Below are 23323 nucleotides of genomic sequence, written 5' to 3'. Positions count from 1 at the left end.
ACGGGGGGGGACGGTTATCGAGAAAGTTTTGAGGTGAAGATGGCGCAGTTCAAAGGAAATTTTGCTCCTCGATCAGGAGATTGCCATGCTTCTTGTGGTCGCTTGTAAAAACGCACCAAAGAACAAATGAGAAGATGGCACGGATTTGTAATTCATTTCGAATGAAAGACCTGCCAAAGTTCCAAACTAGGTATTTTTAACTAAAAGATATGCTCTACTTCATTAGACTAAAACTTTGGCAGGTCTGCAAAGTAATCCCCGGAGGGGCGACAGATAACCCCACCCCGTCCTGCGGACAACCCTCCCAAGGAGGGGAGGGTATTAAGAAAGATTTGAAATGGAGATGGCGCGGATTAGTAATCCGTGCCGGGTAGAAAAACCTGCCAAAGTTCTACATAACATATATTAAATAACCTGAAGTGATCATTTTCCAATAGATCAAAACTTTGGCAGGTTTGATCTCCCAAAATGGTGCAGATATTTAATTCATGCCAGGAACTGATTGACACTTCTACCTTCGTACTTCTAAAATCTAACTTCCTTCCTTACTTGCTTGCAAACAACCTTACATCCTCTTCGCTGACTTCCTGTCCACCAAGAATGATGAGGCGTTCGACAACGTTACGCAGTTCCCGGATGTTTCCGGTCCAGTTGTATTCCTTCAGCAAATTAAGTGCGTCTTCCGTAAAAGTTTTTTTATTGACTCCCTGCTCTTCGGTGATCTTATCGGCAAAGAAATTCACGAGAAGCGGTATATCATCTCTTCTTTCGTTTAATCCGGGAACTTTTATAAGAATAACTGCAAGCCTGTGGTAAAGGTCTTCCCGAAATTTATTATCCTCGATCTCTTTTTTGAGATCCTTATTGGTCGCAGCTATCACCCGCACGTTCACCTTGATATCTTTATCACTACCCACCCTGGAGATCTTACTTTCCTGAAGTGCCCGCAGCACTTTTGCCTGTGCAGAAAGGCTCATATCCCCTACCTCATCGAGAAAAATGGTACCGCCGTTGGCGGCTTCAAATTTTCCTGCCCTGTCCTTGGCAGCCGAGGTAAAAGCTCCTTTCACATGCCCAAAAAGTTCGCTTTCTATTAATTCTGATGGAATTGCTGCACAGTTCACTTCGATCATTGGTCCCGAAGAACGGTCGCTCTTTTGATGCAGCCAGTGCGCCACGAGTTCCTTCCCTGTTCCGTTTGGTCCTGTAATAAGAACACGGGCATCTGTTGGGGCTACTTTTTCAATAATATCTTTGATCCTGCTTATAGCTTCAGATTCCCCTATCATCTCCAGGTTCTTGCCTACTTTCTTCTTAAGCCGGGTGTTTTCCACCACAAGCTCCTTACGATCCAAGGCATTTCGCACAGTGTTCAACAGCCTGTTGAGATCGGGGGGTTTGGAAATATAGTCGAAAGCCCCCATTCGCATAGTGTTAACGGCTGTATCCAAATCGCCGTGGCCCGAGATCATCACAATAGGAATTTCTGGCTTGATCTTTTTCACAGCCTCAAGCACTTCCACTCCGTCCATTTTTGGCATTTTGATGTCACAAAGAATAAGGTCGTAATCCTGATCTTTTGCTTTTTCCACCCCTTCGAGTCCGTCGGCAGCCTCATCGACTTCATAAGCCGAGCTTTCTTCAGTAAGTATTTTAATTAGAACCCTTCTAATGGCTGCTTCGTCTTCGATCAAAAGTATTTTTGGCATTCTTCCAGATTTATTTTTCGGCTGTATAAGCCTTTTAATATAGTTCAGTTATCACCTTTTTGAAGTACAGGTAAGATACTAAATGTTTGGAAAGTGCAGTAAGAGCGGCATGCTCCTTTCACTAACCTTTTGAAAACTTTAATATTTCAGCCACTTATACAAATCTTTGTAACCGGGTTTCTTTCCGTACATAAGGATCCCTACTCTATAGATCTTTGCTGCGATCCAAACCACTCCGGCAATTGTAAGGATCAAAATTCCGACAGAAAGTGCCAGCTCCCACCAGGCTACTCCAAACGGAATTCGCATAAGCATTACAATAGGTGAGGTAAGCGGCACCATTGAGAAAACAGTCGAAACTACCCCATGTGGATTCTCAATTACTGCAAAGAAGCCTACATAGATCCCGAGCATTAGCGGAAGGATCACGGGAAGCATGAACTGCTGCGTATCGGTTTCATTATCTACAGCGGCACCAATGGCAGCATAAATTGCACTATATAGAAAATACCCTCCTATAAAGTATACCAGGAAACTCACCAGTAATAACAGCATAGGCAGCTTTGCGATATCGATCACCAGCTGCTGCAATTCGTTGTCGGAGATCTGTTCCACCGCCTGTTGTTGTGGCCCGTGAAGCTCGGCCATACTTATTCCCGATATTGCGGTGACTATAGTTAGCATAACGCCACCCAATACTACCCAGATTATGAACTGAGTAATTCCGGCGAGGGAAGTTCCCAGGATCTTGCCGAGCATCAGGTGTATAGGTTTAACTGAAGATATTATGATCTCAATGATCCTGTTGGTCTTTTCCTCGATCACACTGCGCATGACCATATTTCCGTAGATAATAATGAACATCATCAAAAGGTAACCCGCTGCACCTCCAAAGAACATCTTTACGTAAGTTGACATTTTAGAGGTCTTTTCTCCCGAAAAATTTTGGATTCCTATGTCCACTTTAGCCCTCGACTCTGCAATGAGATCAACATCAATACCGCGGGCCAGCAACTGCCGGTTAGTCAGTTTATCGCTAATTGTCTTTTCTACCTGAGTAAGGAATCCAAAGGCAGGTGCTTCCTTGGCAAAGAATTGGATATCGGGAATCGTGTTTTCCTTTAACTGCGGAATGTGCAGCAGACCATAATACTCCTTCTCCCTCACAATAGTTTTAGCTGCTTCAAGATCTATTGCAGAAAGGTCTATGAACTCAACATCTTCTGAATTATTAAAGTCGCCAACGAACTGACCACTTTCATCATTAATGGCCACCACGCGCTTTTCTTCGGAATTTAAATTCACCAGATAAGCGATAAGCACGATCATCCCCACTAAAATAAGAGGGCTCAAAAATGTCATTACAATAAAGGCTTTATTCTTCACCCTTGCCAGATATTCCCTCTTGATGATCAATTTCAAATTACGCATTGGTGGTAACGGTTTTAATGAATATGTCATTTACAGAAGGGATCACCTCCACAAAATGGTTTACTTGTGCCTGTGAAGTAAGGTATGCCAAAAGATCATTGGGAGAAGAATTCTCCCCTATTTGTATCTGAAGTTTCAGGTCATCATTGATGCTCTTAAATTGAGTATCTGAGATTACAAACCTCTCCTTTAATTCCTTCCGCAAGCCATCAGCATCAGGGGTTAGAAGCCCCACTTCGTATGTATTGGATTTATACCGGCGTTTGATCTCATTCACCTCTCCATCCAGCAGTTTATTGCCGCGGTGGATCAGGGCCATGTAATCACACATTTCTTCCACACTTTCCATGCGATGCGTGGAAAACAGAATTGTTGCTCCTTCTTTTCTTAACTGCAGGATCTCGTCCTTAATAAGGTTGGCATTTACGGGATCGAAGCCACTGAAGGGTTCGTCAAAAATGAGCAATTTAGGCCGGTGCAAAACCGTAACCACAAATTGTACTTTTTGGGCCATTCCTTTCGAGAGCTCCTGTATCTTCTTTCCCCACCAGTCCTGGATCTGTAGCCTTTCAAACCAGTATTGGAGCCTTTCCCTGGCTTCGGCTTTGGATAGCCCTTTTAACTGGGCCAGGTATAAAGCCTGCTCCCCCACTTTCATGGATTTATATAGTCCGCGCTCTTCAGGTAGATATCCTATATGCTGAATATCCTCAGGCCGTAAAGGGTGTCCGTCGAGCAGCATCCTTCCCTTATCGGGCAAGGTAATTTGATTGATGATCCTAATAAAGGTGGTCTTGCCGGCGCCATTAGGCCCTAAAAGGCCAAAAATGCTGCCTCTTGGAATTTCCAGAGAAACATCATTGAGTGCAGTAAAGTCACCAAATTGCTTTGAAACATTTTCTGCTACCAGGAGGTGGTCCATAAAAGTGGTTTGTGTAAAGATAGAATTTTGAAAAATGCTGAAAGGGCATTAGGAAGAATTTAAGAATTCTGCCGGTTACCAAATGTATTACCTCTTTAAATGCAAAACCCACCCTCGATTGCTCAAGGATGGGAAAAAAATTGCTATGAAAAAGAAAAATTTACCACTAACCTGAATTAGTGATGTTCAAATATATGCAAAAAATTTTAACGATTGCAAATTATGTAAACATATCTTTAACTTTTTCAAAAAATGATTTATCCGATTTTTCGGGTTTCGGCTGAAAATGTTCATCGTTCGCCATACGCTCGAAAAAGTCTCGTTGTTCTCTGTTCAGGGTCTTTGGTGTCCAAACATTTACATGCACCAAAAGGTCTCCTCTACCGTAACCGTTTATATTAGGAATACCCTTACCACGCAAGCGAAGTATTTTACCAGATTGCACCCCTTCATCTATCTTGATCCTTACTTTTCCCGAAACCGTTTCAATTTCTCTCGAAGTACCAAGTACAGCTTCAGATAAACTTATATACAGGTCAAAATGCAGGTTGTCGCCTTCGCGTTGCAGGAATGCGTGTTCTTTTTCTTCTATGGCTACCAGTAGATCTCCCGGCACTCCGTTACCCGGTGCCTCGTTTCCTTTTCCGGAAACCTTAAGCTGCATTCCTTCCACAACCCCAGCAGGGATCTTTATTGAGACGGTTTCTTCATTGATAACCAAGCCCTGTGCATCTGCATCGGCAGGACGATTGTCTATCATTTGTCCGCTTCCACCGCAGGTAGTACATGGAGTGGCAGTTTGCATGCGTCCAAGTATAGTATTTGTCACTCTTGTGACCTGGCCGGTACCGTTACAGGTAGAACAAGTCTTATAGGTTGTTCCCGGCGCCTGTACTTTTCGTTTTACCTTTATCTTCTTCTCTACACCATTCGCGATCTCCTCAAGGGTTAGCGCGACACGAATGCGCAGGTTACTACCTTTGGCTCTGCGCTGACCGCCACCACCAAAGCCTCCAAACCCGGAGAAACCTCCGCCGCCGCCAAAGGCGCCGCCAAAAATATCTCCAAACTGGCTGAAAATATCATCCATGTTCATTCCGCCACCGCCGCCAAAGCCGCCATTCTCGAATGCCTGGTGACCAAAACGATCGTATCTCGCCCGCTTATCTTCATTGCTAAGAACTTCATAAGCCTCGGCAGCCTTCTTGAACATCTCTTCTGCCTTGGTGTCTCCCGGGTTCTTGTCGGGGTGAAATTCTATAGCCTTCTTGCGGTACGCCTTCTTGATCTCGGCCGTGGTCGCGTTCTTGCTTATCCCTAATATTTCGTAATAATCCTGTTTCATGATATCTTTAAATGTTCTGGAATTAAAAAGTTACAGCTTATTTACCGGTAACCACTTTTGGATAACGTATAATTCGGTCACCCAGCTTATAACCTTTTTCTATAACGTCAACAACCTTGCCTTTTAATTTGTCTTTGGGTGCAGGGATCTGAGTGATGGCTTCATGAATCTCGGCATCAAAGGTATCTCCCTCTTTCACCTCCATTTGCTCCAGGCCTTTAGACTTCAAGGTTTCTCTGAATTTATTACTGATGAGTTCCACTCCTTTCAACAATTCCTTGTCTTTGGCTTTATTTATTTCATTAAGGGCACGGTCAAAATCGTCAAGTACAGGAAGCATTGCCACAATGACGTCCTGGCTGGCAGTTTTGAACATCTCTACCCGCTCCTTGCTGGTACGACGTTTATAATTTTCAAATTCAGCAAACAAACGCAAAAATTTGTCCTTCTCCTTTTCAAGATCGGCTTTAAGCTGTTCTTTTTCTGAAGATTCCTCTCCTTCCGAAGTGCCTTCAGCTTTACCGGCTTCTTTATTCCCGGCTTCTTCTATAGCTTCGTCAAGTATCTCTTCTACCTGATCCTTAATGCTTTCGTCTTCTGATATATTCTCCTGATTATGTTCTTTTTCGCTCATTTTGATACTAATTTTATTCCGTGAGACAATTGGCAAAAGTACTGCCAAGAAAGCTGAAATGCCAAAATGTCACAGGAATCTTTTAGTATTCCTTTATGAGAAATCACCTAATATTTGTTTAATTTTGACCGCTAAACTATAAACAAAATCATGAAGAAGACAATTTTAAACTTTGTAATTGTAGCAGGGATTACCTTTAGTAGTGTTTCCTGTAAAAATGATAAGGAAAATAAGGTGGAGCCGGAAGAAGCTCAGGAAGCTGCAGTTTCGACCGGAGACGCTATGTCCTATGAAATCGACACCACCGAATCCACAATTGAATGGAGAGGTACTAAACCTACCGGAGAGCACAAGGGAACTATAGATATCCAGGAAGGAACTCTAATGGCTACAACCGAGGAGATCACGAGCGGTCGCGTAGTTGTTGACATGAATTCTATCACTGTGACCGACGAAGGTATGGCTGATAAGGATAAAAGAAGCCTGGAAAATCACCTCAAAGGTACAGTTGAAGGGAAAGAGACCGATTTCTTTAACGTGAGAAAATATCCTAATGCGACTTTTGAGATCACTGGCGTAACCGAGGAAAACGGACAAAAAATGTTACAAGGTAATCTCACCTTAAAGGAAGAAACTAAGAACATTAAATTTCCGGTTAGGACAAGCCTTGGGAATGAAACGGTTATTTTGACCAGCGAAGCCTTTGTGATCGACAGAACAGATTGGGGAGTGAATTATGGGTCAAAATCTGTTTTCGACAACCTGGGGGATAACTTCATTAGCGATAATATGGAATTGAAAATTAATGTCACTGCCAGAAGAGCACAGTAACTTCAGTTTTTAAAAATGAAAAAACCGGCCCTGTTGCCGGTTTTTTTTCATTTTAGAAGGTTTTGAATTGCAGGCCTGAGATTAACAAAGTGGAAATTAAAGCCTTCTTCCTGGATCTTACTACTGCTTACCAGCTGACTTCCTAATACCACACCGGACATTTCACCCATTACCAGCTTTAATGCCGCGCCGGGAACCTTTGGCAGCCACAGTTTCTTATCCAGAACATAGGCCACTTCTTTTGTCAATTCTTCGTTAGTTGCAGGATTAGGCGCCACTCCATTATAGACTCCTGTAAGACCATTGGAAATAATGTAAAGAAACATCCTGGCCAGGTCGTGAATATGGATCCAGGATTGCCACTGTTTTCCTGAGCCTAAAGGTGCTCCAAGATTGTATTTTACAGGCTTCATGATTTGAGGCAGTGCTCCACCCTCAGCGGAGAGTACGATACCTATCCGTACTTTTGCCACCCGTAGATCAAGATTATTAAACTTGTCTGCAGCCGCCTCCCACTTTTGTGACACCTCTCCCAGGAAATCATCGGCTATTTGAGAATTGTCCTCTTCATACATTTTACTTCTTGAGCTGGGGTAGATCCCAATGGCACTGGCAGAAACTAATTGCCCGACCTGATTGGGGTTGCTCTTTAAGGTTCTATGTAAAAGGTTAAGAGAATCGATCCTGCTTTTGAGGATCTTTTTCTTGTTTGAAGCCGTCCAGGGTTGAAACACACTGGCGCCTGCCAAATTTATTATAGCTCCAACGCCCTCGATGCATCTCACATCTATTTCTCCGGTTGAGGGATTCCAGTAATAGCCGCGATAGGTATCATCCTTTTCAATCTTGCCCTTGCTAGTAGTCAGGTAATTGACATCAATCCCTTGCTCATGGCATAACCGGGTAATCTCTGAACCTACCAGGCCCGTGGCTCCGGTAATTAGAATTCGCATTTTTATTTTGAATTTACAGGAAATCTATTAGAAAAAGAGGAGGTTTATTAAAGGTTTAACAGGCCTAAAGCCTTGTTGCCCGCAGCATTTCCCGCTTTCCGGGTGGCCCCGGTAAACGTTCTACAGTAAAGCCTGCAGCTTGCATAGCCCGTCTCACATCTCCTTTAGCCGAATAGGTCACCAGCACCCCATTTTGCTTTAAGCCTTTATACATATTTTCGAAAACTTCTTCGCTCCACAATTCCGGTTGTACACGGGGTCCAAAAGCATCAAAGTAGATGAGATCAAAATCTTCATTTGCCGTTATTTCGCTGAAAAATTTCTTTTCCTTCTGAAGGCTGAAAAATGTAGAAATCTCACTTCTCTCCTCCCACTCAGTTCCATGCAGTTTTTGAAATATTTCGGAAGTATTCTCTCCGGAAACTACTTCAGCATAATCCAGTGCATTTAGCTCTTCTGTTGAAACAGGATAGGCTTCCACCCCGGTGTAAATGATATTTATCTTTGTTCTTTCAGCTTCATAAAAACTGAGAAGGGCGTTAAGTCCAGTCCCAAATCCTATCTCCAGAATAGAAACTTTTTCCGGTTTATGTTTTAAAATATAGTGTTCAAATCCGGTCTTGATGAATACATGCAATGCCTCCTGTAAAGCACCGTGCTTGGAATGGTAGTGCTCATTCCATTCGGGCAGATAAATAGTCGCCGAACCATCACTGGTCTTTATGATCTCCCGTTTCAAAGTTTACTTTTTGATCTTCACTCCGTCGGCAATAAAAGACAAAGTGATTGAGGGTTTAGTTATTGCTTTTATTTCGGCAGCCGTTTTGCCGGCATCTTCGGCATAATGTCTTTGATCCTCCACAGACATCTCGGTGACGTAAGCCTTTCCTCCCATGATAACTTCCTTGTCTTCAATGTCTTTAGGAACGAAAAATGCATAATCCTTAAATTTGACCATCACTTCGCGACCATCTTGAAGACCTACATTCATCCAGCAGCCCTTTTTCTTACAAACTGAAGCTACATCGGCCTTGAAAGTGACATTTAAAGTGTCACCTACTTTCAGGTTCTCATAACGTTGCTGCATCTGGTACCCCGAAAGAACGTTTTGCACATCAACTTCCTCTCCTACAGAAAAATAAGGTTCGCTTTCATCCGCATTTTTTTCCTGTGAATAGCCGGTAAAACTTATCATTATGAAGGATAATAGCAGTAAAAAATTAAAATTTTTCATTATCTTCCTGTTAAAGCTTTAGAAAATTCAAATTAAGATAAAATTAGTTATTTCACACCTTTAGAACCTGTATTAATTTCGGTAAATTTGCAGCAAATAAACAACCATGAAAAATATCCCTCTCGCAATCGATGTAGTTGAAGCAAAAACTTCAAGGATCGATTCGGTTGATTTTGATAACCTGATCTTCGGAAATGTATTCGCAGATCACATGATGGAATGTGATTACATAGACGGTCAATGGCAAAATCCGGTTATTAAACCTTACGGTCCCATTCAGCTGGACCCTTCAGCAAAAGTCTTCCACTATGGGCAGGCAATTTTTGAAGGTATGAAAGCTTTTAAAGACGATGAGGACCAGGTGTGGCTTTTCCGTCCCATGGCGAACATAGATCGCTTCAATAAATCTTCAAAAAGACTGGCAATACCCGAATTTCCTGAAGACCTTTTCCTTGAAGGCCTGGAAACCCTTTGCGATCTTGATCGGGACTGGGTGAAAAAAGGCTTTGGAAATTCGCTTTATATACGCCCTTTTGTGATCGCTACAGAAAGCGGTGTTTCAGCCTCGCCTTCAAAAACTTATAAATTCATGATCATCTGTTCTCCCGCCAAATCTTACTACAGTGGTGAGGTACGGGTAGTATTTGCAGAAAAATTCAGTCGCGCTGCCGACGGCGGAGTAGGATATGCAAAAGCTGCCGGAAATTACGGGGCGCAGTTCTACCCGACCAATCTTGCTAAGGAAGAAGGTTTCCAGCAAATCATATGGACAGATGCCAATTCTCACGAGTACCTGGAAGAAGCCGGCACTATGAACATTTTCTTTAGAGTTGGAGACAAGTTGCTTACAGCACCTACCAGTGACCGTATCCTGGACGGGGTGACAAGAAAAAGTGTACTTACCCTTGCTGAAGAATTCGGAATTGAAGCTGAAGTAAGACGGGTACAGGTATCTGAAATTGTAGAAGCTGCCGAAAAAGGGGAATTAAAGGAGATATTTGGATCGGGTACTGCCGCGACTATTAATCCGGTTAGAGGATTTGGTCACCAGGGCAGAAAGTTCGAATTACCCGAGATGGAAAATTCCTATGCATCCTTCTTCAAGAAAAAATTAATGGAGATCCAGTATAACAAAGTCGAAGACAAGTTTGACTGGAGATATCTCGTAAAAAAGAACTAATCAAACATAACCGGAATCCGTAGCGTCCTGTCATGCTCCGGTTTTCCTGAAGCATTGGCGCGGCTAAAGATCAAATAGCCGCGTTTTTCTTTTGTCTCAAATTCGAGTCGGCCACTAAAAGGAACCCAATCTTCGGTCATCCATTCCCCCTGCGCCTCCACATAACTTTCTACAAGTTCCTTTCCGCTTTTAGTTACCAGCCGTACTGGTGCAGTTCCCTCAAAGAACCAATAACCTTTTGCCTCTCCTGAAATTTTCAGCGGAGAATTTACAGTTGAATTTTCCAAAGGTTCTTCAATTGTAATTAGCTGAGATATTTCCTCCCGTTCCCCATTAGGAGCTGTGAAATATAGACTCTCTAAAATGTCATTTAGAGCCTCTCTTTTTTCTTCGGAAACATCACCATAGAATTTCATGGCATCACCTTCCATAGGATTGCATTGTTCCATCGGTACCGCTTCTCCCGTATTGGCACTGAAGCATTCTGCCCTGAAGTTGTCCACCTCATAAAAAATGTAAATTCCGCCATACTGATTCCAGCCCGGTGGCGGAGAGTTAAACCTAAGGCTTATTGCCCAGGGCTCTCCATTTTCCATTACATAGGCGAAGGAGTTTTGTTGGTCTACATTGAAAGACAAAGGCAGGTCTCCAGCCCAGTCCTGCAAAGATTTTCTTGGTCCGCCCGGACCGTCAACTCCAAAACCCTCGGGCAAAACCGCCATATAAGCCATAGAAGCATCATTGTGTATAGCAAATGGCGGGTCTTGTTCAATGCTGCTGTCGTAAAAATTAATAATTGGGGATTCCCCTGGCAGTTCCCCTTCAAAGACCTCAAATCCCTCCGGAATTTCTGCTGAAAAATGCCATTTTTGGGAGGTAAATTCCGTAGTGGTTTCTTCCGGTTCAGGTGCGGGATCAACAGGTTCTGACTGCTGCTCTGCTTTATTTCCGGAATTGCGGCATGAAAGAAGTGCCAGTCCTAGTAGTATAAAGATCAGTGTTCTCATATCTACAAGATACAAAAGATTTAAGACCGCTCCGCTTCTAGAACCTAGAACCAGGACTTTTGTAGGTTGCGGGTTGCGAATTCTTTTGTCATCTCGACAGAGCAGTTTCTTTCGCCAGAAAGAGAGTGCGACGAGAGATCTCGTCCTGTTTAATTAACATCTCAAAAACAAGGGATTCTTCGCTCCGCAAAAGCTTCGCTCTGAATGACATAATTTTCTGTTACAGGTTTCATGCTGAAATAAGTTCCAGGTTTTCTGTCATCTCCTTAGAGCACTTTTTTCTCACCAGAAAGAAAGTACGACGAGAGACCTGATCACAAGAAGAAATTGGTCAATTTGGGGCTATTCTTCACACGAAGCAAATTAAGCTTCAAAAAAGAGCACGAAGAGTTCTGAAAGAAAGTGGAAATACAAGTTCTTATATGATCTCGACAGCATTTTTTACATTATACATTATACAATATTCATTATACATTTGACAGTATCTTCTCCAAATCGGGCTTTAAATAATTAGGCCCCTTCAGTACTTTTCCGTCCTCTCTGTAAATGGGTTTTCCGTCTTCGCCGAGTTTGCTCATGTTGCTACGCTGTATCTCGTCAAAGACTTCAGATATTTTGTGTTGCAGGCCGTGCTCGACTATGGTGCCACACAAAATGTAGAGCATATCCCCAAGCGCATCGGCCACCTCCACCAGGTCTCCGCTCTTTGCTGCTTCGAGATATTCTTCATTCTCCTCTTTCATTAATTCGTACCTCAAATGCACTTTTTCAACACCCAGGTCAGCTGTGGGCTGATGATTTACTCCCAAACCAAAGGCTTCATGAAACTCCTGTACTGCGGCTAAGCTTTTTTTCATCTTAATGCTTTAAATTCGCATAAAATTAGAAAAATGTTTAGCACGGGGCAGATTATCTTCGGCGTATTGTTTTTTATTGTTTTTGCAGGTATCATTTTCTTCAGCTACCGCAAAGACCTCAAACTCCACCGCAAGTATTACAAAGGCACTATTTATATTCTGGTAGGATTCATTGCTTTTATCCTGCTTTTGTTCGTTCTGAAAACTTATCTGAAAGGCTAGTTTTTCAGCATAAAAAAACCGCCAATCTTTACAGAGTGGCGGCTTTTTTAAATTTACTTCAGCAACAGCAACTAGTTCTCCATTGGAAGAACATCATAGTTATCTGAATATTCAAGCATTTGCTCTTCAAAAGAGCTTGGCTGAACTACTTTGATCGCTGTGATCTCACCATTAGCCTCCATCTCCGGAACAAGAACAGGATTTACAAATCCGCTATAGGGAGCAGATTTGAATTGAGCGTTTCTCTCAAGAACTTCGGCATGGATATCCTGATCCACCTTTACTCCATAGTTCTCTACAAGGTCTTTAGCTGCCTGGTAATCTCCTTCAGATTTGATCCTTTGGGTCTCTTTTAAAAGATCACCAAAAAGTTCACGTAATGCAGCATAATCTGTAATGTTGAAATAGGTTTTTCCGTCTCTGTTCACCTTTTCGATGATACCTCGGTCCCGACCTTTTTCAAATACCCATGCACTCACCCACTGGCGGTTTCTCATGTGGGCCTCTTCAATGTCGGCTCCCGGTTCAAGCCTGATCAACTGAGTCATCAAGCCATTTCTTATGTAACCATCGTAAGCTGCTTTTCCAAGTTTTTCATGATCATCCACCAATCCAAGTTCTTCAAGTTTCGGGTCCATCAGGTAATATAACCCAACAAGATCTGCACGTCCTTCTTCCAAAGTAGAAGCATAGCTTTTCAAAGTTTCCTTAGTCTCTCCCACTCCCGGGTTCAATTGCCCTGATGCGTGACCTACAACTTCGTGAAGTGCTGTATGAAGCTTATCGGCAAGTTCCCCATATTCTTTTTCAAGAGTTACTTCCTCCTCATCGTACGCAAATTCTTCCAGTCTTCCGGTACTTCCGGCGTTGCTGTAAGCTTCAATGATATTTCCAAGAGAAACAGATTTACTTCCGTGTTCCTTCCTTATCCAGTTAGAGTTTGGAAGATTTACTCCGATTGGGGTAGCCGGGGAAGCATCTCCTGCCTCTCCAGCAACGATAACCGTTTTATAAGTTACTCCCACTACAGAATCTTTCTTGTGTTCCTCCATTAATGGTGCATTGTCTTCAAACCATTGTACATTTTCCTCCAGCACCTGCATCTTCTTGCTCATGTCAAAATCCTTGATCTGCACTATGTTCTCATAAGAACCGGTGTAACCAAGAGGATCATTATAAACTTCAATAAAGCTGTTGATGTAGTCGATATTCCCTTCGGTAGCCTTTACCCACGCGATATTATAATCATCCCAGGTTTGAAGATCTCCTGTCTTGTAATAGTCGATCAACAGACCAAGTGCATCTGCCTGCTGCTGATTCTCGGCAACACCCTGTGCTTTTTCAAGCCAGAATACGATCTTGTCAATTGCAGGACCATACATGCCGCCACTCTTGTATACTTTCTCTACGATCTGCCCATTCTCTTTTACAAGCTTAGAGTTAAGACCGAAAGCAAGGGGTCTTTCGGGATTTGGAGATTTCTTTTTTGCATAGTACTGCTCCACATCTTTTGCAGTTATTCCTTCTCCATAAAAATTCACTGCAGATCCTTCTACCAATCCTTTCAACTCATCGAGGTTCACCTTTTTAGCATCTTTGTCGTTAAAGATCACTTCATAAGGCTCTCCTGTCAACTCTGTACCGGTTTCAGCTAAAAGAGTATCGAAGTATTCTTTGCTAAAGCCGGGTTTCAGCTTATCCATAGAATAATGGTGATGGATCCCGTTAGAGAACCATACTCTCTTTAGATAAGTTTCAAAGTTCTTCCAGTCCTCTGTAGTTTTGTCACCTTCATAGCTGGTATAGATATTTTCAAGAGCCTCACGGATCTTCAAATTGTGTTTGTAGTTCTGGTCCCAAATGATGTCCCTTCCGCTAAGACCTGCCTGGGTTAAAAAATAGACCAATTTTTGCTCCTTTAGACTGAGATCTTCCCAGCCCGGAATTTGATAACGTAGAACTTTAACATCGGCAAATTCGTCTACCTGATAGTTAAAGTCATTACTTTGTTCAACTTCTCCCACTGCTGCAGGATTCTCCATTTTGGAATCTGCACAGGAAAAAAGAAATGCTGCAGTAAAAAACAGCATCAAATAAGATTTGATTTTCATTTTCTAAGTATTATTTGTGATTAAATTAATGGGCAAATGTTTGAAGAAAGGCACATATTCTCCTCTGTTCTGAGCTTTCACCAATATTTAACAAATGTAAGAATTAACATATTCAAATTATTTATATTAGCGTATTAAATACAACAAACGAGCCACCCACCATGAAGATCCTAAAATACCTCCTGTTCCTGCTGTTAATAGTCTTTATTGCAGGTTCAATCTATGTTGCAACCAAAGACGGAGCTTATAAAGTTGAGACCAGCAAGGTCATCAATGCACCTGCCCCGATGCTTTTTAGGGAGGTAGCCGATCTTTCCAACTGGAAGAACTGGAATGCCTGGAGTGGAATAGAAGGAATGGACATGGACGTAACAGGTGAAGCTATGGCCGAAAGTGCCGTCATCACATGGCAAGCTGATGAAATTCGTGATGGCAGCATAGTAACAACGGCAGTTGTCCCTTATTCCAGAATTGAACAGCTGCTGAATATGCAGACCATTATTGGGGAAGCTGAAGGAAAAATCATTTGGACCTTTACTCCCGAAGACGGAGCTACCCGGGTAAATCTTACCCTGGAAGGCGATCAAAGCTTTAAGGAAAAACTTGCTTACACTATCCAGGATGACAATCTCACCGACGTTTTCCTCCCGATCTTTGCAGCCAGTCTGGAAAATCTGGAAGGGAATGTGATCCGAAAAATGGAAGCCTATTCCATAAATGTAGAAGGAGTGACCGAGCATGGGGGCGGGTATTATATGTACACGACTACCGCGGCCCGTATGGGTGAAGTAAACACTCGTGCAGCAAGTATGATCGCACAGGTGAAGGTGTATATGGACCAGAACAATATTTCCATAAGCGGTAGACCACTCATCATATATAATCAGCGGGATGATCGCAGCGGTACGACCATCTTCTCCACAGGGGTGCCAACGCCGAGCCAGGTGATTACTCCTGCAGGTAGCGAGATCCTCAACGGTTATCTTGAACCGCAAAAGGTTGTGAAGACCACTTTGAAAGGCCATCACAAAAATGTTTCGGAAGCATGGGAAAGCACCTACCGCTATATCGAAGAGAACGGACTCATTGTAGATCCACAAGGACAACCATTCGAGATCCTAATTACAGATCCTACAGAAATTGACAATCCTGCCTTGTGGGTGACTGAAATTTATATTCCTGTAGAATGATAAAACAGGCCCTGCTCGTATTCCTGGGTGGCGGAGTTGGCAGTGTCCTGCGATTTCTAATTTCCAGGAATCTTAACCAGCTTTCAGCAATTCCTCTGGGGACACTGCTGGTCAACTTCTCCGGAAGTCTGATCATCGGGCTTGTCCTGGGGTTGGGATTAAAACAGGAAGTATTTTCTGCCAACGCAACTTTGCTGCTCGCAACGGGCTTCTGCGGCGGATTCACGACGTTTTCAGCTTTTAGTTTTGAGAATCAGGCTTTATTGAAGGCAGGAGACTACCTCAACTTCGGAATTTATTCCGCCGGAAGTATAGTCCTGGGGATTGCGGCAGTTCTTTTAGGACTTTGGCTGGCAAAAATGGCCTAAAGTTTCCTGAATAATTTTACGCCGGCATTAACTGCTACCTCAATATGATTTTCCTTTGGCGGGATGGGACAGGAATATCCACCACTATAAGCGCAGTAAGGATTATAGGCTTTATTAAAATCCAGCTCAACATATTTTCCTGAAGGTATAGTCATATCCAGATATCTTCCACCCGAATAAGTTGTCTCTCCATTCGTAGGATCTGTAAAAGGCAGAAAAAGGTAGTCTTTATATTCTTCGGTTTGAGATAAGGTGAGGCTTTGATAGAGATTCAGCTTGTATTCTTTAAACTTCAGGCCGAAGTAAAGTTCTCCATATTTTACATACATTTTTGATTTTCCCGAAGTAGTAGGCATGGCAAAAGGAACTTCATTGGGAGTCCTCAAAAATTCAGCTGTAACTCTAAAATCGGGAGCAAAGGGAAAGAATTCCAGAGCCACAAATTGCTGTCGCTCTTCTTCAGGCAAGGGAGATTCCGCCGGATCTTTAAAATCTGAATTGATCTTTTCCTGAAAAGCTATAAAAGCAGAGTCAGGTTTTACTTGCTGTGCCCCGGCATGGGTAATAAAGAGCAGAAAAAGAATGAGTCTCAAAAATGTCATTTTTGACCCTCCATTTCAGCATCATAGAATTTTGAAGTGCCAAGATAGTTCTCGATGATCTGGTTATATTCCGGCGTTAATCTAAGGCCGAGGGTCCCTTCTATATTATAAAGGTTCTCAAGGTTGGTATAACCATGCTTCAGCATCTCCTCCAGGTAAAAATAAGCTGTAGGAAAATCACTGTCTTGTGCACTTAAAGAAATGATATTACGATAAGCATCATATGCACGGGGATCAAAAATTGTCTGGATCATATTCGCCACCAGTTTGCTCTCCAGCGGGACACGGTCCTTTTTAAATTCCTTTCGCTTTATCCACACATATTCATCGATAAAATCCTTTAATCTGAGCGCCATTTTGGCTTCAGCATTATTTTTCTGTACCAGGGAATCCAGTTGATTCTTCTGATAATTCCACCAGCCCAGATTTTCAAAATTGGCAGTACGTATATCCTCTTCCAGGTAATAGATGAAATCATCCATTAGCCTGGCTTCTTTTTCTGAAACTAGCTGCTGTTCTCTTTTTTGCTGTGTGTAATTTCGGGAACGGGTAAGCTGATCCTGTTTTGCTCTTATTTCATTGATACTGATGAAGCCTTTGTACTTTTCTTCCATGAGGTCCAAAAGAGCACCTGCATTTATAAGCTGATTGTTGCTCATGAATTTATTCACCCTCGACATATCCATGTTGTAGAGCTCTTCTATTAGATTAACATCTACAGCTCGCAATTTACTGCGCATTGCCTCGAGAGTAAGCGATCCTACCGCAGCACTCACGATCTCCGGTTGCGGCCACTCTTCATTACCCGAATAGGTATAGACCTGCGAAGGAAATCTTAGATGAGACAGAGCCCCTGCCGTTCTTTTTATACTAGAATCGGCAAATTGCTCATCACCCACAATTCCTATGAAAACAAAGTTTTTCTTTCCATTCAGCATTTCAAAGTTGATCCAGTGATCTCCAACTGCGATCGTTCCAAAAATATTATCAAATACCAGCGGGACAGAAGTTGCCACCCTGGCTCCTGCCATTGATCCTATGGTAGAGACCTGTTTCAGGTCTATGGGCAAAATACCCGCAAGGTGTTGCATTAGCCTCGCCCCTGTTAGAAGATTTTGCTCGAGATCTTTTTGACGACTAATATTGTTTGAAGATACTATAATGTAACCCTGCTCCTCGGCAGTGCCGCGAAAGAGTTGGGCAGCGGTTTTTCCCCGGCCTTCGGCATCAAACACAAAAAGTACCGGCCAAGGCCTTTCGTTCTGGTAGGCTGTAGGAAGATATAAGGCATAGCTATCATCAAGAGTATCAGATATCTTAAGATCGTCTACTACCACTCCTTTCTTTACAAGAAACTCCTGAGCGGACACCTGAAGGCTCAGAAACAAAAAAAAGATGATCTTTTTCATGGAATTAAGGTAGTAAAATTTCTAAAATGTAAAGCAGGAATTCACTTTAGGGCATAAAAAAAGCCTTACAAAATGTAAGGCTTAGGATAAATATCAAAAATTGAGACTATGCTTGTCTCACGTTTACTGCATTTACACCTTTTCTACCTTCTTCAAGGTCGAAAGTTACTTCGTCATCCTGTCTAATCTCGTCTACAAGACCGTTAGCATGTACGAAATACTCGTCGTTTGATTCTTCGTCTTTAATAAATCCGTAACCTTTTGATTCGTTAAAGAACTTAACTGTACCTTTATTCATTATATAAATTTAAATTGGGGGCGAAGGTACGACTAAAAAATCGATAACCTACTAAAAATCAATTTATTATTTATTTTATTCCAAAAAGGCAATGTGGATCCCCTGTATCAGCATGTTAACTCCAATGATGGCAATGATAAGACCCATTATTTTCTCCACCACTACGATCTTATTTGCCCCAATGTAGCGTACAAGGTATTCGCTGGAAAGGAATGCCAGGTGATTTAGATACATTACCAGAGCAAACATCACCAAAATAATCCCGAGTTGCAGGTAGGTTGCTGTGGTAGTAAAGTTCATGGCTGTTACAATAGTACCGGGGCCCGCCAGGATAGGTATTCCCAGGGGAGATATAGAAATTTCCTCGTTAAAGTTAACCTCCTTCTGGTTATCAATACTGGAAACCTGCGCCCTTATCATTTCAAAACCCACAAAAAATACCAGGATCCCTCCCGTTATCTTAAACGCCGGAATGGTCAAACCAAAGAAGTCGAAGATGTATTTCCCCAGAATAATGAAACCTGAGACTATTACAAAGGCTGTAAAAGTAGCCTTACGGGAAATGGTCTTACGGGTTGGCCTGTCTGCCTGCCGGGTGAGACTAAGGAAAATTGGAACATTTCCTACTGGATTATTGATAGCAATAAATCCTGTAAAAACGGCTATGGCAAAGACCCATATTCCTTCCATCCTCTGTTTTGGTAAAGTGGTTAGTGCAGGTAAAAGTATTTAAAATAAATCAGCCGCAAAAACCAATATATCTGCCGTGGCTCATCCTGTTAAAGTTTTGAGACTATTTTAACGAAGCTACAGACGCAATTTTTGTACTTTTTCGATTCAGGAATTCAGGATCCATGAAGACTTACAACGAAAAACGGGATTTCAGCAAAACGAAAGAACCAAAAGATGTCCCTTCAAAAAAGGGAAATAAAGAACCCATTTTTGTTATTCAGAAACACGACGCTACCAATCTGCATTATGATTTTCGGCTCGAGATAGATAACACTCTCAAATCCTGGTCTGTTCCCAAAGGTCCCAGTACAGATCCTTCAGTAAAAAGAATGGCGATCCCCACAGAAGATCATCCCATTGCCTATGCCGATTTTGAAGGAGTCATCCCGCAAGGGGAATACGGAGGTGGCACAGTAATGATATGGGATACGGGAACCATTGAAAGCAACAAAAAGGATGATGATGGAAATATTATCTCGCTTGAAGAAAGTTTTGAAGCGGGAAGTATAGAGGTCACCCTGTACGGTAAAAAACTCAAAGGCGGCTATAACCTGGTGGAAATGAAAGGCGGAAAAATGAAAGGCAACTGGCTACTCATGAAGCAAGATGATGCCGAAGCTGATGCACGCCGCAACCCCGTCAACACCCAATCAAAAAGTGCTGTCTCGGGAAGAACCCTCGAGCAGATCGAAAAAGAAGAATCACAAAACGACTAACAATGAAAGTAGCCGGAGTGGAGATCTCGAGTGCCGACAAGATTATTTTTCCGAAGAAGAAGATCACTAAAGGAGACATGATCTCTTATTATGAAAGGATCGCACCTCTTATGCTGCCATATTTGAAGAACCGACCATTAACCCTGCATCGCTTTCCCAGTGGTATAAGTGAAAACGGTTTTTATCAGAAAAATTCCTCTGATTATTTTCCTAATTTCATTAAAACAGTTCAAATAGAGACAGAGGAAGGAACTAATACCCAGATCCTTTGCAATGATGTAAAGACGCTTGTATATCTGGCCAACCAGGGCACTGTGGCTTTTCACATCTGGCTGAGTAAAAAAGATAAACTTCGACAACCTGATAAAATAGTTTTTGATCTGGATCCTTCCGAAGATGATTTTAGAAAAATAAAAGAAGGTGCAAAAGCACTTAGAAGTCTGCTGATGAAAAAAAATATTGATCCGTCTCTTATGACGAGCGGAAAAAGCGGCTTACATTTATATTACAAAATAAGGCGTGGGAAGGATTTTGATCAGGTAAAAGAGATCGCCCGAAAAATTGCTGAAGAAGCAGAAGAACAGGAACCCGATCTCTTTACTACGCAAGTTAGAAAAGACAAACGCAACGGAAGGATTTTTGTAGATTACCTGCGTAATGCCTATGCCCAAACTGCGGTTTGTCCTTACTCGCTGCGGGCGACCGAAGAGGCCGGAGTTGCAACTCCACTTGAGTGGGATGAGCTTTCCCGCATTAAAAGCGCCTCTGAATACAACATTGAGAATATTTTTAAAAGAACCGGACAACTAAATACAAATAAATAAAAAGTAAAAATGAAGGAAATCACTCCCGAAGAAGCTAACCGCGCATTGAACGAACAAGCAGAAAAAGTAGAGAAAAAAGACCTGGAGAAGGTTTTGGCGAAGGAGCAAAAAATAGAAGACAAGTTTAAGAACAATGAATCCATGAGCGGTTACCTGGCAAAGGCAAAGAGCATGTTTGGACTGGTACGGGACTACTGGAATGGTAACTACCGCACCGTGCCCTGGAAAACCATTGCTGCTGTGGTCGGCGCTCTACTCTATGTACTCATGCCACTTGACCTTATTCCCGATTTTATTCCTGTTGCAGGTTTTCTTGATGATGCCGGGGTTATTGCTGCCTGCCTTGCGCTGGTGAGTGACGATCTTGTAGATTACGAGAAGTGGAAAATGCACCAGGATAATTCCGTTAAAAGCAAGTCCGAGGATTCTCTTACATAGCACCGTGTTGTAAATGAAAAAAGATAAACTGGAAAAAATGCCATTGTACAGAAAAGCAATGGAGATCTTTGAAATTGTTGAACGTATTAGGCAGTTGGTTCCCGAAGAGAACGAATTCACAACCACCGTAGCCCAGAATATGTATGCCGATGCCCTGCAGCTGGCTCCAAAGATCGCCGGCGCCGAAGGGGTAGATCTTTACGATATCAAAATGGAAAATGCAGCGATCATTCGCAAGTGTGCCCGCGAGATCTATGTGGGTTGCAATGGTTTTCTTATGGAAGGTTTTAAGGAGGTGGAATACCTGGAAATGCTACGTGCAGAGATAGAAGAATTCCGGATCCTTTTTGCCGAATGGGTGAAAACTTTCGACCAGTGGAATTATATCATCGACCGCTGGGGATTATTTAATCCGCCGGGTGTTAGTTATGATGACAAGGATCCCGATGATGATATTCCTTTCGATAATCCATTTGACGAAGAGGACTAGCTTTTCAAAAATCACAAAATACGGCACTATTCCACGGCCGGCAAAAATATTCTAACTTGTCCCTTCTGAAAATTACCTTCAAAAAAAGGCATTTCAGAATAACATTTTTGGGGCTTAATGAAAATTACTGCTAAAAATACTTTGAAGGATCAGCTGAAATTTAATTGGCTGATCCTTCTATTATTCAGCCCAATCATTTCTCTTCAGGCACAGAGTTCGCTTAATGACTGTTCCGGGGCAATAGAAGTCTGCGGGAATGGCGCTATTTCCAGTAACGCTACGGGAGTAGGGCAACAGGAAATTGGATCGAATGCCTGCTCAAGTATGGAGCACAACAGCTTATGGATCAAGATCGAAATTACCAAAGCAGGCACCCTTGGTTTTACCCTATCTCCTACCAGTTCAAATTTAGAAGTAGATTATGATTTCTTCATCTTTGGTCCCAACGCCAGCTGCGGAAATCTTGGGGAGGCAATTCGCTGTTCCACTACAAATCCTTTAGCTTCCAACCAGGCAGACAATCTTACAGGAATGAATGACCAGGAAACCGAAACTTCCGAAGGTCCGGGTGCCGATGGGAATAGCTTTGTGAGATCCCTTGATGTAGTCCCGGGAGAATCCTATTTTATCGTTATTGACCGACCAATTGGCCAAAGTCCTTTTGAACTGGAATGGACCGGCACCTCCACCATTGGTGGCTTTCCCTTTCCTGAAGGTGTTGAAGTGAATAAACCCAATGATCTCGAAAAGTGCGGCATAAATGGCACTGCAGATTTTGACCTTTTTGAAACCCGTGACGAGATCACATCGCAACCACAGACAGAGATTAAATATTTTGCGCAGCTCGCACAAGCTATCGATAACACCAATGAATTACCGTCTCTATATACCAGCTCTTTACCAAATAAAACTATTTACGCAAGGGTAGAAAATCTCGCAACAGGCTGTTCGGAAATAGTGGATTTTTCACTTATTGTAAATCCCGGGCCGTTTATTAAAACACAGGTAAGTTTGGGAATTTGCGATCTGGATCTTGACGGCCTGGGAACTTTCGATCTGGAACAAATACAAAGTGAAATTTTACAGGATCTCTCTCCGGAAGATCATTCGATCTCATTTTTTTCCTCTGAACAGGATGCGATAAATGTCACTTCTGAAATCAGCGCTGCTCAGAATTTTTCCGGCGGAAGAATTTTTGCCCGGGTGGAAGAGATCAATGGGTCTGAATGTTTTAGTATTGCAACTGTCGATCTCCAGGTAAATGAACCCGCAAGTATTCCCGGCCTCTCAAGTGCAAGCCTGAATCTTCGCGTTGCTTCAAAAAGAATTATAGTTGCGACAAGACCTGAACTTGAGTACGCGGTTAATGATCCTAACGGTCCTTACTTTCCCGGCCCGGAAATTCTGAATGTTCCGGCAGGATTGAATACGCTTTACATTAGAAATGCAGATCGCTGTGAGATCACATCGCTTGAAGTCCTGGTGCCGGAATATGCTGCCGCCTTTAGTCCCAACAACGACGGGATAAACGACAGCTGGTTCGTTAGTACCGGAAGTCATCCAGTTCCCGACCGCCCGGTAAGGATCTTTGACCGCTATGGAAAACTCCTGTCGCAATTCTTCGTCAACTCCGGCAACTGGGATGGTACTTTTAATGGCAGTGAATTACCTGCAGATGATTACTGGTTCGAATTCTCACTACCTGAAAATGTCATTTTGAGAGGACATTTTAGTCTACTTAGGTAAATAAAATAAAAACCTCACAGGTTTTTGAAACCTGTGAGGTTTATTGAAGATCCCGATATCGCTACCGCTCATCG

The 23323-nt window shown here is 42.6% G+C and carries 25 protein-coding genes; 10 read left to right on the top strand and 15 right to left on the bottom strand.

Going from position 1 to position 23323, the window contains the following annotated elements; all coding sequences use genetic code 11:
* Positions 1 to 545: 545 nt before the first annotated feature.
* The 5 genes from ACXYMT_RS06425 to ACXYMT_RS06405 form a co-directional block, all read right to left on the bottom strand.
* The gene (locus tag ACXYMT_RS06425) at positions 546 to 1709 is read right to left on the bottom strand and encodes a sigma-54-dependent transcriptional regulator (protein ID WP_459058258.1); all 1164 of its coding nucleotides are present in this window, start codon (positions 1707 to 1709) and stop codon (positions 546 to 548) included.
* 138 nt (positions 1710 to 1847) lie between these two features.
* Complete coding sequence (locus tag ACXYMT_RS06420; protein WP_459058257.1) at positions 1848 to 3140, bottom strand: ABC transporter permease; 1293 nt, start codon at positions 3138 to 3140, stop codon at positions 1848 to 1850.
* Entirely contained in the window at positions 3133 to 4062 is a 930-nt protein-coding gene (locus ACXYMT_RS06415; RefSeq protein WP_459058256.1) for an ABC transporter ATP-binding protein, read from the bottom strand. The genes ACXYMT_RS06420 and ACXYMT_RS06415 overlap by 8 nt, the downstream gene beginning before the upstream one ends.
* Before the next feature lie 220 nt (positions 4063 to 4282).
* Positions 4283 to 5407, bottom strand: a complete 1125-nt coding sequence (gene dnaJ / locus ACXYMT_RS06410) for a molecular chaperone DnaJ (RefSeq protein WP_459058255.1) — start codon at positions 5405 to 5407, stop codon at positions 4283 to 4285.
* 37 nt (positions 5408 to 5444) lie between these two features.
* Positions 5445 to 6041, bottom strand: coding sequence for a nucleotide exchange factor GrpE (locus tag ACXYMT_RS06405; protein ID WP_459058254.1), 597 nt, complete (start codon positions 6039 to 6041; stop codon positions 5445 to 5447).
* A 150-nt stretch (positions 6042 to 6191) separates the two neighbouring features.
* On the opposite strand from ACXYMT_RS06405, the gene ACXYMT_RS06400 reads away from it, so the two are divergent.
* The gene (locus ACXYMT_RS06400; protein WP_459058253.1) at positions 6192 to 6872 is read left to right on the top strand and encodes a YceI family protein; all 681 of its coding nucleotides are present in this window, start codon (positions 6192 to 6194) and stop codon (positions 6870 to 6872) included.
* Positions 6873 to 6919: 47 nt separating this feature from the next.
* Here the strand turns inward: ACXYMT_RS06400 and ACXYMT_RS06395 are convergent, their stop codons facing one another.
* The 3 genes from ACXYMT_RS06395 to ACXYMT_RS06385 form a co-directional block, all read right to left on the bottom strand.
* Complete coding sequence (locus ACXYMT_RS06395) at positions 6920 to 7825, bottom strand: TIGR01777 family oxidoreductase (RefSeq protein WP_459058252.1); 906 nt, start codon at positions 7823 to 7825, stop codon at positions 6920 to 6922.
* A 64-nt stretch (positions 7826 to 7889) separates the two neighbouring features.
* Positions 7890 to 8564 carry a tRNA (5-methylaminomethyl-2-thiouridine)(34)-methyltransferase MnmD gene (mnmD, locus tag ACXYMT_RS06390; RefSeq protein ID WP_459058251.1) on the bottom strand — a complete coding sequence of 225 codons (675 nt, stop codon included), beginning with the start codon at positions 8562 to 8564 and terminating at the stop codon, positions 7890 to 7892.
* Between the two features lie 3 nt (positions 8565 to 8567).
* Entirely contained in the window at positions 8568 to 9059 is a 492-nt protein-coding gene (locus tag ACXYMT_RS06385) for a DUF4920 domain-containing protein (protein ID WP_459058250.1), read from the bottom strand.
* Between the two features lie 106 nt (positions 9060 to 9165).
* Between ACXYMT_RS06385 and ACXYMT_RS06380 the strand changes: the two genes are divergently transcribed.
* A complete protein-coding gene (locus ACXYMT_RS06380) occupies positions 9166 to 10239 on the top strand; it encodes a branched-chain amino acid aminotransferase (protein WP_459058249.1) in 1074 nt (357 codons plus the stop codon).
* Here ACXYMT_RS06380 and ACXYMT_RS06375 read toward each other — a convergent pair.
* Positions 10236 to 11246: a Gmad2 immunoglobulin-like domain-containing protein gene (locus ACXYMT_RS06375; RefSeq protein WP_459058248.1), complete on the bottom strand. Its 1011-nt coding sequence runs from the start codon at positions 11244 to 11246 to the stop codon at positions 10236 to 10238. The genes ACXYMT_RS06380 and ACXYMT_RS06375 overlap by 4 nt on opposite strands.
* A 467-nt stretch (positions 11247 to 11713) precedes the next feature.
* On the bottom strand, positions 11714 to 12103 hold the full coding sequence (locus tag ACXYMT_RS06370; protein WP_459058247.1) for a pyrophosphohydrolase domain-containing protein: 390 nt from the start codon (positions 12101 to 12103) through the stop codon (positions 11714 to 11716).
* Between the two features lie 33 nt (positions 12104 to 12136).
* Here ACXYMT_RS06370 and ACXYMT_RS06365 point away from each other — a divergent pair, with 33 nt between their 5' ends.
* Positions 12137 to 12325 (top strand): hypothetical protein, encoded by a 189-nt coding sequence (locus tag ACXYMT_RS06365; RefSeq protein WP_459058246.1) that lies wholly within the window; start codon positions 12137 to 12139, stop codon positions 12323 to 12325.
* 71 nt (positions 12326 to 12396) lie between these two features.
* Here the strand turns inward: ACXYMT_RS06365 and ACXYMT_RS06360 are convergent, their stop codons facing one another.
* Positions 12397 to 14436, bottom strand: coding sequence for a dipeptidyl-peptidase 3 family protein (locus ACXYMT_RS06360; protein ID WP_459058245.1), 2040 nt, complete (start codon positions 14434 to 14436; stop codon positions 12397 to 12399).
* A 161-nt stretch (positions 14437 to 14597) separates the two neighbouring features.
* Between ACXYMT_RS06360 and ACXYMT_RS06355 the strand changes: the two genes are divergently transcribed.
* Together ACXYMT_RS06355 and crcB are read left to right on the top strand one after the other, a co-directional pair.
* Positions 14598 to 15626, top strand: coding sequence for a GyrI-like domain-containing protein (locus tag ACXYMT_RS06355; protein ID WP_459058244.1), 1029 nt, complete (start codon positions 14598 to 14600; stop codon positions 15624 to 15626).
* The gene (gene crcB, locus ACXYMT_RS06350) at positions 15623 to 15994 is read left to right on the top strand and encodes a fluoride efflux transporter CrcB (protein WP_459058243.1); all 372 of its coding nucleotides are present in this window, start codon (positions 15623 to 15625) and stop codon (positions 15992 to 15994) included. Before ACXYMT_RS06355 ends, crcB begins: the two co-directional genes overlap by 4 nt.
* Here crcB and ACXYMT_RS06345 read toward each other — a convergent pair.
* The 4 genes from ACXYMT_RS06345 to ACXYMT_RS06330 form a co-directional block, all read right to left on the bottom strand.
* Entirely contained in the window at positions 15991 to 16596 is a 606-nt protein-coding gene (locus ACXYMT_RS06345; protein WP_459058242.1) for a DUF1684 domain-containing protein, read from the bottom strand. The two genes, crcB and ACXYMT_RS06345, sit on opposite strands and share 4 nt — an antisense overlap.
* Positions 16593 to 18005 (bottom strand): hypothetical protein, encoded by a 1413-nt coding sequence (locus ACXYMT_RS06340; protein ID WP_459058241.1) that lies wholly within the window; start codon positions 18003 to 18005, stop codon positions 16593 to 16595. The genes ACXYMT_RS06345 and ACXYMT_RS06340 overlap by 4 nt, the downstream gene beginning before the upstream one ends.
* Before the next feature lie 106 nt (positions 18006 to 18111).
* The gene (locus ACXYMT_RS06335) at positions 18112 to 18303 is read right to left on the bottom strand and encodes a cold-shock protein (protein ID WP_029035283.1); all 192 of its coding nucleotides are present in this window, start codon (positions 18301 to 18303) and stop codon (positions 18112 to 18114) included.
* 75 nt (positions 18304 to 18378) lie between these two features.
* On the bottom strand, positions 18379 to 18993 hold the full coding sequence (locus tag ACXYMT_RS06330; protein WP_459058240.1) for a MarC family protein: 615 nt from the start codon (positions 18991 to 18993) through the stop codon (positions 18379 to 18381).
* A gap of 164 nt (positions 18994 to 19157) precedes the next feature.
* Between ACXYMT_RS06330 and ACXYMT_RS06325 the strand changes: the two genes are divergently transcribed.
* The 5 genes from ACXYMT_RS06325 to ACXYMT_RS06305 all read left to right on the top strand — a co-directional run bounded on the left by ACXYMT_RS06325 (position 19158) and on the right by ACXYMT_RS06305 (position 23249).
* Positions 19158 to 19751 carry a DNA polymerase ligase N-terminal domain-containing protein gene (locus tag ACXYMT_RS06325; RefSeq protein ID WP_459058239.1) on the top strand — a complete coding sequence of 198 codons (594 nt, stop codon included), beginning with the start codon at positions 19158 to 19160 and terminating at the stop codon, positions 19749 to 19751.
* Positions 19752 to 19753: 2 nt separating this feature from the next.
* Positions 19754 to 20575, top strand: a complete 822-nt coding sequence (ligD, locus tag ACXYMT_RS06320; RefSeq protein WP_459058238.1) for a non-homologous end-joining DNA ligase — start codon at positions 19754 to 19756, stop codon at positions 20573 to 20575.
* 9 nt (positions 20576 to 20584) lie between these two features.
* Positions 20585 to 21013: a YkvA family protein gene (locus tag ACXYMT_RS06315; protein ID WP_459058237.1), complete on the top strand. Its 429-nt coding sequence runs from the start codon at positions 20585 to 20587 to the stop codon at positions 21011 to 21013.
* A 13-nt stretch (positions 21014 to 21026) separates the two neighbouring features.
* Positions 21027 to 21503 carry a hypothetical protein gene (locus tag ACXYMT_RS06310; protein ID WP_459058236.1) on the top strand — a complete coding sequence of 159 codons (477 nt, stop codon included), beginning with the start codon at positions 21027 to 21029 and terminating at the stop codon, positions 21501 to 21503.
* Positions 21504 to 21620: 117 nt separating this feature from the next.
* Positions 21621 to 23249 (top strand): T9SS type B sorting domain-containing protein, encoded by a 1629-nt coding sequence (locus tag ACXYMT_RS06305; protein WP_459058235.1) that lies wholly within the window; start codon positions 21621 to 21623, stop codon positions 23247 to 23249.
* Positions 23250 to 23323: the final 74 nt, after the last annotated feature.

Source organism: Salinimicrobium sp. CAU 1759 (assembly GCF_054482715.1).
This window is presented reverse-complemented; position numbering and strand designations above follow the sequence as displayed.

Bases quoted from the DNA above. Each gene is read 5' to 3' on its own strand.
- ACXYMT_RS06315 (WP_459058237.1), top strand. From the start codon at position 20,585: ATGAAGGAAATCACTCCCGAAGAAGCTAACCGCGCATTGAACGAACAA.
- ACXYMT_RS06335 (WP_029035283.1), bottom strand. From the start codon at position 18,303: ATGAATAAAGGTACAGTTAAGTTCTTTAACGAATCAAAAGGTTACGGA.
- ACXYMT_RS06305 (WP_459058235.1), top strand. From the start codon at position 21,621: ATGAAAATTACTGCTAAAAATACTTTGAAGGATCAGCTGAAATTTAAT.
- ACXYMT_RS06395 (WP_459058252.1), bottom strand. From the start codon at position 7,825: ATGCGAATTCTAATTACCGGAGCCACGGGCCTGGTAGGTTCAGAGATT.
- ACXYMT_RS06360 (WP_459058245.1), bottom strand. From the start codon at position 14,436: ATGAAAATCAAATCTTATTTGATGCTGTTTTTTACTGCAGCATTTCTT.
- ACXYMT_RS06375 (WP_459058248.1), bottom strand. From the start codon at position 11,246: ATGAGAACACTGATCTTTATACTACTAGGACTGGCACTTCTTTCATGC.
- ACXYMT_RS06425 (WP_459058258.1), bottom strand. From the start codon at position 1,709: ATGCCAAAAATACTTTTGATCGAAGACGAAGCAGCCATTAGAAGGGTT.
- ACXYMT_RS06420 (WP_459058257.1), bottom strand. From the start codon at position 3,140: ATGCGTAATTTGAAATTGATCATCAAGAGGGAATATCTGGCAAGGGTG.
- ACXYMT_RS06345 (WP_459058242.1), bottom strand. From the start codon at position 16,596: ATGACATTTTTGAGACTCATTCTTTTTCTGCTCTTTATTACCCATGCC.
- ACXYMT_RS06385 (WP_459058250.1), bottom strand. From the start codon at position 9,059: ATGAAAAATTTTAATTTTTTACTGCTATTATCCTTCATAATGATAAGT.
- ACXYMT_RS06415 (WP_459058256.1), bottom strand. From the start codon at position 4,062: ATGGACCACCTCCTGGTAGCAGAAAATGTTTCAAAGCAATTTGGTGAC.
- ACXYMT_RS06365 (WP_459058246.1), top strand. From the start codon at position 12,137: ATGTTTAGCACGGGGCAGATTATCTTCGGCGTATTGTTTTTTATTGTT.
- ACXYMT_RS06325 (WP_459058239.1), top strand. From the start codon at position 19,158: ATGAAGACTTACAACGAAAAACGGGATTTCAGCAAAACGAAAGAACCA.
- dnaJ (WP_459058255.1), bottom strand. From the start codon at position 5,407: ATGAAACAGGATTATTACGAAATATTAGGGATAAGCAAGAACGCGACC.
- ACXYMT_RS06355 (WP_459058244.1), top strand. From the start codon at position 14,598: ATGAAGATCCTAAAATACCTCCTGTTCCTGCTGTTAATAGTCTTTATT.
- ACXYMT_RS06310 (WP_459058236.1), top strand. From the start codon at position 21,027: ATGAAAAAAGATAAACTGGAAAAAATGCCATTGTACAGAAAAGCAATG.
- ACXYMT_RS06340 (WP_459058241.1), bottom strand. From the start codon at position 18,005: ATGAAAAAGATCATCTTTTTTTTGTTTCTGAGCCTTCAGGTGTCCGCT.
- crcB (WP_459058243.1), top strand. From the start codon at position 15,623: ATGATAAAACAGGCCCTGCTCGTATTCCTGGGTGGCGGAGTTGGCAGT.
- ACXYMT_RS06330 (WP_459058240.1), bottom strand. From the start codon at position 18,993: ATGGAAGGAATATGGGTCTTTGCCATAGCCGTTTTTACAGGATTTATT.
- ACXYMT_RS06405 (WP_459058254.1), bottom strand. From the start codon at position 6,041: ATGAGCGAAAAAGAACATAATCAGGAGAATATATCAGAAGACGAAAGC.
- ACXYMT_RS06400 (WP_459058253.1), top strand. From the start codon at position 6,192: ATGAAGAAGACAATTTTAAACTTTGTAATTGTAGCAGGGATTACCTTT.
- ACXYMT_RS06380 (WP_459058249.1), top strand. From the start codon at position 9,166: ATGAAAAATATCCCTCTCGCAATCGATGTAGTTGAAGCAAAAACTTCA.
- ligD (WP_459058238.1), top strand. From the start codon at position 19,754: ATGAAAGTAGCCGGAGTGGAGATCTCGAGTGCCGACAAGATTATTTTT.
- ACXYMT_RS06370 (WP_459058247.1), bottom strand. From the start codon at position 12,103: ATGAAAAAAAGCTTAGCCGCAGTACAGGAGTTTCATGAAGCCTTTGGT.